General features: G+C 61.0%; 1 protein-coding gene. It reads right to left on the bottom strand.

What is annotated here, in order from left to right; genetic code table 11:
* Positions 1-206: 206 nt before the first annotated feature.
* The gene (locus H8B02_RS47220; protein WP_229172503.1) at positions 207-1244 is read right to left on the bottom strand and encodes an IS110 family RNA-guided transposase; all 1038 of its coding nucleotides are present in this window, start codon (positions 1242-1244) and stop codon (positions 207-209) included.
* Positions 1245-1332 lie beyond the last annotated feature (88 nt).

Below are 1332 nucleotides of genomic sequence, written 5' to 3'. Positions count from 1 at the left end.
TCTCAAGTCGCCGGCGAGCTCGCTTCTCTTCGAGGTCGGGTTTCCGCCTCATGATGATGTTCGTGGAAGAGTGGTGGGGCCATCTCGCGAACGCAGTCGTCAAGCCTTGCGGATTGCGCTGCAGACCGGTTACCGCCCTCACCATTCCCCGTCCTGCCGGACTCCTTGACAGCCCTTCGGCTGGACTGTTGCTGATCGTGTATTGGCTAGGCGGCCGCAGCCTGTTCTTCGTGTCCCCAGCGGAAGTCGGTGCCATCGATCCACATGCGGTGCAGGATGACGGCAAGCTTGCGAGCCACGGCGACGCAGGCATTTTTAAACGAGCTGCGCTTGGCGAGGCGCACGCCCCATGCTTTTAGCGCGAACCACCTCTTCGTATTGACCAGCAAAGAATGCGCCGCCTCGTAGAGATGCTTGCGGACAAAGTCATCGCCACATCGGGTGATGCCCCCATTGTAGTCCACTTCGCCCGAAGCATATTTGCGGGGCGTCAGGCCCAGATGAACGGCGACATTGCGCGATTTGGCAAAACGCACCGGATCATCGATCGCCGTCTTGAACGCGAGCGCCGTCAGCGGCCCAACGCCTGGGGCAGTCATAAGGCGGCGACAGATCTCGTCCTTCCTGGCAAGGCCTTCGATTATGCGGGTGAGCAGCCGAACCTGCCCTTGCAAGGCCCGCCTGGCGTCCAGCAGCGCGACAATGCCCACCTCCAGATCATCGTCTCCGGCAATCAATTCCCGCACGCGCTCCTCGAAGCGGCTTTGCCCGATGAGCCCGACCTTGAACCCAAACACCCGCAACGACGCTCGAATGTGATTGTCGACATCACGCTGCTTGTCGAGCAGGCAGCGGCGGCTTCCCATGAGCGTCCGTAGCTTCTGACTGTCTTCACCTTTGATATGAACCGCCTTGAACCAGCCGGTCCGCATCATCTGCGCCAGCGCCCGTGCGTCGTTACGGTCGGTCTTGACGCTTTGTGCTTGCATGACACCCTTGGCGTGGCGCGTCTCGACGCAGACAACGGGGAAGCCGGCAAGCGCAAGGCCCTTGTGCAGCCAGGACGAGCACTGGCCGGCCTCGAGGCCGATGCGCGAGAATGCCAAACCGGTGTCCTTCAGCCACGAAACCAGCATTTCCGGCTCGGTGTCCGCCACGCCCTCTCGCACCACGTTGCCATCCCCATCGACGACGCAAATCGCGGTCAGCCTTAAAGACACGTCGAGTCCAGCAAAGTAGTTCATCCAAGCCTCCCTCTTATATTGTTAGCAAGGGCACAAGCGTAGCATGCGCCGCTGGGAGGACCGTCCAACCCCAGTTACCTCATCTCGC

This window comes from Bradyrhizobium altum, from assembly GCF_020889705.1.
Classification (GTDB): Bacteria; Pseudomonadota; Alphaproteobacteria; order Rhizobiales; family Xanthobacteraceae; genus Bradyrhizobium; species Bradyrhizobium altum.
The sequence above is the reverse complement of the archived record's forward strand: the minus strand, read 5'-3'. Positions and strand labels throughout refer to the sequence as shown.

Coding starts and splice junctions, on each gene's coding strand:
- H8B02_RS47220 (WP_229172503.1), bottom strand. CDS start 1,244: ATGAACTACTTTGCTGGACTCGACGTGTCTTTAAGGCTGACCGCGATT.